This is a genomic window from Thiocapsa sp., assembly GCF_011390875.1.
GTDB lineage: Bacteria > Pseudomonadota > Gammaproteobacteria > Chromatiales > Chromatiaceae > Thiocapsa.
The window spans coordinates 1-6,343 of sequence record NZ_JAABRP010000228.1; the positions used below are offsets into that span (position 1 = coordinate 1).

Here is a 6,343-nt window from a genome sequence, read left to right on the forward strand (position 1 = left end):
CGCATCGGTCTGAATCAGATGCTCGATCTTGCGCCCCTCATCCGAGGGAATCGTTCGATCGAGCGCCGAGATCACGCCTCCGGTGAGGGAATAGTCCAAGCCGAACGGGTTGCCGATCGCAAAGACCTTCTGCCCCACTTTGAGGTCTTGACTCGAGCCGATCGCCACCGGCGGTGGCCCGCCGGCCCCGCTGTCGATCCGCAGCACGGCAATATCGTGCTCGGGACTGACGCCGACCAACGCCGCCTCGTAGACGCGCTGACTGGAGAGCCGGACATAGGCCGCCTGCACGTCGGCAACCACATGATAATTCGTCACGACGTGGCCATGACGGTCCCACATGAATCCGGAACCCGTGCCGCGAGGAACCTCCAGGAGATTGCGCGACATCAGATCCATGACCCGCCCGGAGGTCGTGATATAGACGACCGACGGACTGACCGACTCGAAGATCGCGATGGTCGTCTGCTCGTCGGCGGCCAACTCTCCGCGCGCCATGATCGCGCGCGGCTCGGCTTGGTAGCGAATGAACACACCCTCGATCCACGGCCGGCTCGCGAGTGCGAGCAGAAAGAAGATCACGAACCAGAACAGAAAGCGACTGAGGGCGAAGGCGTGCATGGGTGCGCCGTAGCGTTGGAGGGACTTGGATTGTATACCGAGCGCGCGAGCCTCAAGCGAGCGCGTCGCCCGGATCGTCGGGCGGGATCGGCCAGGCCGTGAGAATGGCCTGGACCAGGGTCGCAAGCGGAATCGCAAAAAATACGCCCCAGAAGCCCCAGAGCCCGCCGAATACCAGAATCGCCACGATGATCGCGACCGGATGCAGATTCACCACCTCGGAGAACAGCAGGGGCACCAAGACATTCCCGTCGAGAGCCTGGATGATGAAGTACGCCACCGCGAGCCAGATAAAGGCCGGAGTCCAGCCCCATTGGAACCAGGCAACCAACAACACCGGTACCGTGACCACTGCAGCCCCGATGTAGGGAATCACGACGGAGAAACCGACAAGCAACGACAAGAGCATTGCATATTTTAGCCCGAAGGCAACGAAGGTGGCGTAGCTGACCAGCCAGACGACCAGGATCTCCCATGCCTTGCCCCTGACGTAGTTGGAGATCTGGCGATCGACATCTCTCCAGATGTCGTTCACGATCGTGCGATGCGTCGGCAGGAACCGATGAAACCATCTCAAGATCAGCTCCTTGTCCTTCATGAAGAAGAACACGAGCAGAGGCATGAGGATGAGATAAACGAGGATCGTGATGATGCCGACGACACTGGCGAGGGACCACGAGAGCACCCGCTGACCGAACATCACGGTCTCGGCTCGGATTGCCCCGATCAACTCGGCGACCTGGGCCTCGGTCACCAACTCCGGGTAATGCTCGGGCAGATCCAGGAGCGCCGTGGTCGCGGCCGAGATCATCGAGGGCAGCTGCTGCACCAGCTCGGTGATCTGGAGCGACACCGAGGGCAAGACGCCCACCAACACCAAGGCGACGAACACCAAAAAGGCGACATACACCACCAAGACGCTCGCCAACCGGGGCAACCCGCGACGCTCGAGCTGCCCGACCAGCCCCTCCAGCAAATAGGCGATGACGATGCTGGCCAAGACAGGCATGAGCATGCCCCCCATGGTAATCACCACGGCGAACAGGATCAGCAGCAGGATGGCCAGGAAAATGATCTGGGGGTCGGAAAAATAACGCCGAAACCAGTTCGCGACGATTCTCATGTGGACTGAATTAGCCTTCCGGGGGGTATTTGGCTCGGTAATCGCGGTAATGGCGGGCGAACAAGGCTTCGAGATCGTCGATGACCTCGCTTGCCGAGCGACCCTGCAGGACGTGCGCGGACATCAGCGCCGAGGTCTCGTTGAGCATCGGTCCGCGGTCGAGCATCGCGTAGGTCTTCGACAGACGCTTGATCGCGGCGACCACGCTTTCCGTGCTCGGACGCGGGACCGGAGTGGGTTCGCGCGGTCCGCGATGGGGCTCCGGCGTCGCAGTCCCGCGCTGCACGAGAAACTCCGCGAATGCGAGCAAGGTGTCACGCTCCGCCGCGGCAAGCGCACGGAACAACCGTAGGAGGCGCCGCTCCGGCTCCGGTCCTTGAATTCGACTCATCACGGGGAAACGCTCAGCGGGAGACGGGGGGGCGGATCCAGGGCGATCCGCCGTCGATCGATGGTGCCGCAGTCGCCGAAGGAAGGGCCGTCACGAGGTCCATCGGGGTTGCGTGTCAGTCGTCGTGCTCACGGCAGTAGGCCCGGGCAAACTCAAGCAGCTCCTCCATGACGCGCAGTCGAAACTTCTGTTTCTGATGGACGAAAGAGAAGGGGCGATTCAACGGCGGATCCAGGTTGAGGGCGACCAGGGTGCCCAGCTTGAGCTCTTTCTGAATCGTCGCCCCCGAGACGACCGACACGCCCATGCCGGCCTCGACGGCGCCTTTCACCGCCTCGGGGCTTCCCAGTTCCATCGAGACCTTGAGCACCGAATGACAGTCGTGTTGCAGGTTCAGGTAATCGTTGATCACCTCACGGGTTCCCGATCCTTCTTCGCGGCAGATAAAGGGATACTCGAGGAGCTGCTCGAAGGTGACCATCTCGGAACCGGCAAGGGGATGTCCCGGGGGCACGATGGCAAAGAGTTGATCGCGCTTGCAATGCTCGACGACGAGGTTCTTGTTTCCGACAGGAGCCTCGACCACCCCGAGATCGATGGCGTTGTTCTCCACCATCGAGACGATCCCATCGCTGTTGGACACCTTGAGGTGGATGGTGACATCCGGATAGCGTTCCTTGAAATCGCCAAGGAGGGTCGGGAGCATGTATTCGGCGATGGTCGTGCTCGCACCGATCGCCAGCGCGCCGCTGATCTCGCCGGTGATCTCGCGAACCGCGTTTTCCATCTCGGAATAGAGTTCGAAGATGCGATCCGCCGAGGCGAACACGGTCTTGCCCGCATCCGTCAGGCTGATTCGGTTGTGCGTCCGGTCGAACAGGCGCGTGTTGAAGTGCTCCTCCAACTGTCGCACCTGAAAGGTGACGGCCGGCTGCGTCATATGCAGCACTTCGGCCGCCTTCGTGAAGCTCAGCAGCCGAGCGACTGTATGAAAAACCTGGAGCCTGCGATCTGCCATCCGGAGACCACGTCGAGATGACGACAGCGAAATAAGACCGTTTTATATCACAATCACGGGACGCGCGGGTAGCTGTGCGCGGTGTTTGGTTGCCGGTGAAACGGAGACCGGAAACACAGGCATGCGGGTTGATCGCAGTCACGAAATTTATTCGCAACAACCTCTGGATAAATGTGGCATCTTCGCCTAAAGTGCGGCGCAGAAAAACAACGGATAGCGACACGACGAGGAGCTACCTGCATGAATCGACAGATCGCTCGTGCGATTGCGGCCGCCATCGCTGCCGGAGCATTCGTCTCTGCCGGCGAATCGCTCGCCGCGGGCTTTTCCCTCCCGGAGGCGTCGACGGCCGGCATCGGACTGGCGAATGCCCTGGTCGCGAATCCCGAAGAGACCGGTGCCTTCGCCTACAATCCGGCCGCGATGGGATTTCATGACGCCTCGAGCGTCGCTCTGGGCACGATTCTAATCGGCCCCAACTTCGCCGTCCGGACCGCCTCGGGGCAACACGACAGCCAAGGCGCGGACTGGACAGCAGCCCCGATGATTCAGGCGGCACTGCGGGTCAACGAGGATTGGCGCATCGGACTGGGGATAACAGCGCCTTTCGGGCTCGAGACACGCTGGAAGGACGGCACCTTCCCCGCCCTGAGCGGCACCGTGCGCATACCGGTTCCGCCGCCGCTGGACCCGAACGTGCCGCGCGGACAGCCCACTGCAAGCAAGCTCGAGATCCTCGACTTCTCGCCGACGGTCGCCTATCGCGTCAACGACAATCTCAGCCTATCCGGCGGCTTGGATATCTACTGGGTGAAAAACGCCCAGCTCGATTCGACCGCAGGACGACTCAGCGGCGACGGAGCCGATGTCGGTTTCAACCTGAGCGCACTGTATCGCTACGAGGCATGGAGCTTCGGCGCCGCCTTTCGCTCAAGCGCAACCGTCGGCCTCGAAGGGGATTACCAACCCTTGAGCCGAACCCTCGTGGCGATCGGTCGACTCCCGCCCGCACAGGACGCAGAGGTCGACGTCGACTTGCCTTGGCGCCTGCAACTGGGCGTTCGCTACGCCATCACCGAAGCCTGGGCCGTCGAGCTCGACTGGACGCGCACGGGCTGGAGTAGGTTCAGCAAGCTCGAGGTCGAAGGCACGCGCACGGGGGAGACCATCTTCACCGATACGAACGACTGGAACGACACCAATGCGTACCGCCTCGGCGTCACTTACCAAATCCGACCGGACACGCAGCTTCGGTTCGGCTACTCCTACGACGAGACCGGGCAGGATGACGCCCACTTCAGCGCGCGCGTCCCCGACAACGACCGGCACCTTTTCGGCATCGGTGTGGCGCATCTGCTCGGCGACGGGCTGTCGATCGAAGCAGGATACATGTACGTCAAAGCGAATGATCGCACGATCCGAAGCAGCACCCCGTATCGCGGCGGAGACATCAACGGCACGGATGCGCTCGATGGCGATTACGAGATGGACGCCCACCTTATCGGACTCGAGATCGTCAAGGTCTTCTGAGCCGCTGAACCGCGTCTGGAGCGGCATGCACAGTGGCTACCTTGAATCGGCGACGGCCGAGGCCACGCACGCCGGAGCTGACGCGGTTCAGGATGATAAAAAACAAGAACCTTAAGCCCAAAGCCGGGGTCACCCTTGACATACCGACGGACGCGGATCGGCGCGGATATCTTGACGATGCCGCGACGCTCGCGCGTCAATTCAGAAAAGACCATACGAAAAACGCCGCCCCGAGGGCGGCGTTTTTCGCTACAAACCCGGCATTCCGCCGCAGCGTCCCGGGCCAAGCTCGAAGCGAGACCCGCGCAGCGTAGGCGAAGCGCTTCAGATGTAGAGACAGATGTCGCTTTCGCCCGCAAACTCAAAGAAGGCTGCGGCACCCGCATACTCGATACCGTCGATGAACTCGGCTGTGTTCATGTCGAAGAGGTCGACCGTCATCTGACAGGCGATCAGCTTGACCTCGGCCTCTTGGCAGAGATCCCGCAACTCTTCGACGCTGGCTACGCCCTTGTCCTTCATCTTCTTCTTCATCATCGAGGTCATCATGCCCTGCATACCGGGCAATGTCAGACCCAGGACGGGGAACCACTTGTCCATGCCCATCGGCATAGGCATGCCGGGGTTGCCGAGCGGGGTCACCTCGAGGGCGAGTTTCTTCTTCAGAAGCTGTAGCCCGTAGAAGGTGAAGAAGATCTGTGTCTCGTACCCGAGCGCGGATGCGGTCGAGGCGAGGATAAAGGGCGGGTAGGCCCAATCGAGAGAGCCCTTAGTGGCGATAATGGCGAGTTTCTTTTCTTCCATCGTGTCCTCCTCGCGGGTCGATCGGCGCGCGGGTTGATTCGTTTGAGCGGGACGGCCCGGGCCGTCAGCCCTTCTTGATCAGGAAGTGGAATTTCCCGCCATCTTCCTTCGACTCCATCAGCTCGTTGCCGGTCTGCTTGGCGAAGGCATCGAAGTCCTTGACGGAACCCGGATCGGTGGCGACGACGTGCAGCACCTGGCCGGAATCCATCGCGTTCAGCGTCTTCTTCGCGCGTAAAATCGGGAGCGGGCAATTCAGGCCGCTGGCGTCGAGCTCTTGGTCAAAGTCTGCCATGGAGTACCTCCGGTCGGGTGCTGTTTTAGAATATCAGTAGACACAAGAATTCGGTTTTATAGGCGAAACAGGCCAAAAAGGCAAGGCGCCGAGAGCTGCCTCCCGGAGGCGCAACGGCTCATGCGATCGGGTAGCCGTGACGGGCCCAGGCGATGATGCCGCCCCGCAGATTCAGAACGCGGTCGTAGCCCTGCTGCATCATGTAGGCACAGGCCTGATACGACCGTGCACCGCTGCGGCAATAGAGCACCACATCCCGATCCTTAGGCAACTCGCTGATTCGAATCGGGATCAGGTGCATGGGCAGCTGCATGGCATCGGGGATAGCGCCTTGCGCGACCTCCGCGGGCGTACGGATGTCCACCAGCAGCACATCCTCGCCGCTCGCGATCCTGCCGTGCAGAGATTCGGAGTCGATCTCGTTGATCACATCGTTGTCCTACCACAAACCTAAGTATTTAAGTATATTAAGGACTTTTGACGGCCAACTCAACGACCCTTACGGGCCATACGAAACCGAGATGACCATGGATTTCCTTCCGATCTTTCAAGACGTCCGGG

8 protein-coding genes are annotated in these 6,343 nt (G+C 61.0%); 1 reads left to right on the forward strand and 7 read right to left on the reverse strand.

Features of this window, described 5'->3' with window-relative positions; genetic code table 11:
- From GPT33_RS15730 to GPT33_RS15745, 4 genes are all read right to left on the reverse strand, one after another.
- A partial coding sequence (locus GPT33_RS15730; protein WP_296810681.1) for a trypsin-like peptidase domain-containing protein occupies positions 1–621 on the reverse strand: 621 nt, incomplete at its 3' end.
- A gap of 52 nt (positions 622–673) precedes the next feature.
- Positions 674–1,744, reverse strand: a complete 1,071-nt coding sequence (locus GPT33_RS15735) for an AI-2E family transporter (RefSeq protein WP_296810683.1) — start codon at positions 1,742–1,744, stop codon at positions 674–676.
- A 10-nt stretch (positions 1,745–1,754) separates the two neighbouring features.
- Complete coding sequence (locus GPT33_RS15740; RefSeq protein ID WP_296810685.1) at positions 1,755–2,135, reverse strand: hypothetical protein; 381 nt, start codon at positions 2,133–2,135, stop codon at positions 1,755–1,757.
- Positions 2,136–2,250: 115 nt separating this feature from the next.
- Positions 2,251–3,153, reverse strand: a complete 903-nt coding sequence (locus tag GPT33_RS15745; RefSeq protein WP_296810687.1) for a LysR substrate-binding domain-containing protein — start codon at positions 3,151–3,153, stop codon at positions 2,251–2,253.
- A 240-nt stretch (positions 3,154–3,393) separates the two neighbouring features.
- Here GPT33_RS15745 and GPT33_RS15750 point away from each other — a divergent pair, with 240 nt between their 5' ends.
- Entirely contained in the window at positions 3,394–4,683 is a 1,290-nt protein-coding gene (locus tag GPT33_RS15750) for a porin (RefSeq protein ID WP_296810690.1), read from the forward strand.
- Positions 4,684–5,007: 324 nt separating this feature from the next.
- Here GPT33_RS15750 and GPT33_RS15755 read toward each other — a convergent pair whose 3' ends face one another.
- The 3 genes from GPT33_RS15755 to GPT33_RS15765 all read right to left on the reverse strand — a co-directional run bounded on the left by GPT33_RS15755 (position 5,008) and on the right by GPT33_RS15765 (position 6,212).
- Positions 5,008–5,487 (reverse strand): DsrE/DsrF/DrsH-like family protein, encoded by a 480-nt coding sequence (locus GPT33_RS15755; RefSeq protein ID WP_296810693.1) that lies wholly within the window; start codon positions 5,485–5,487, stop codon positions 5,008–5,010.
- 64 nt (positions 5,488–5,551) lie between these two features.
- Positions 5,552–5,782 carry a sulfurtransferase TusA family protein gene (locus tag GPT33_RS15760; protein WP_120799473.1) on the reverse strand — a complete coding sequence of 77 codons (231 nt, stop codon included), beginning with the start codon at positions 5,780–5,782 and terminating at the stop codon, positions 5,552–5,554.
- A gap of 118 nt (positions 5,783–5,900) precedes the next feature.
- Positions 5,901–6,212, reverse strand: coding sequence for a rhd_2599 family sulfurtransferase (locus GPT33_RS15765; protein WP_296810695.1), 312 nt, complete (start codon positions 6,210–6,212; stop codon positions 5,901–5,903).
- Positions 6,213–6,343: the final 131 nt, after the last annotated feature.

What these genes read in the sequence shown, in the direction of transcription:
- GPT33_RS15735 (WP_296810683.1), bottom strand. Translation starts at nt 1,744, where the DNA reads ATGAGAATCGTCGCGAACTGGTTTCGGCGTTATTTTTCCGACCCCCAG.
- GPT33_RS15740 (WP_296810685.1), bottom strand. Translation starts at nt 2,135, where the DNA reads ATGAGTCGAATTCAAGGACCGGAGCCGGAGCGGCGCCTCCTACGGTTG.
- GPT33_RS15745 (WP_296810687.1), bottom strand. Translation starts at nt 3,153, where the DNA reads ATGGCAGATCGCAGGCTCCAGGTTTTTCATACAGTCGCTCGGCTGCTG.
- GPT33_RS15750 (WP_296810690.1), top strand. Translation starts at nt 3,394, where the DNA reads ATGAATCGACAGATCGCTCGTGCGATTGCGGCCGCCATCGCTGCCGGA.
- GPT33_RS15755 (WP_296810693.1), bottom strand. Translation starts at nt 5,487, where the DNA reads ATGGAAGAAAAGAAACTCGCCATTATCGCCACTAAGGGCTCTCTCGAT.
- GPT33_RS15760 (WP_120799473.1), bottom strand. Translation starts at nt 5,782, where the DNA reads ATGGCAGACTTTGACCAAGAGCTCGACGCCAGCGGCCTGAATTGCCCG.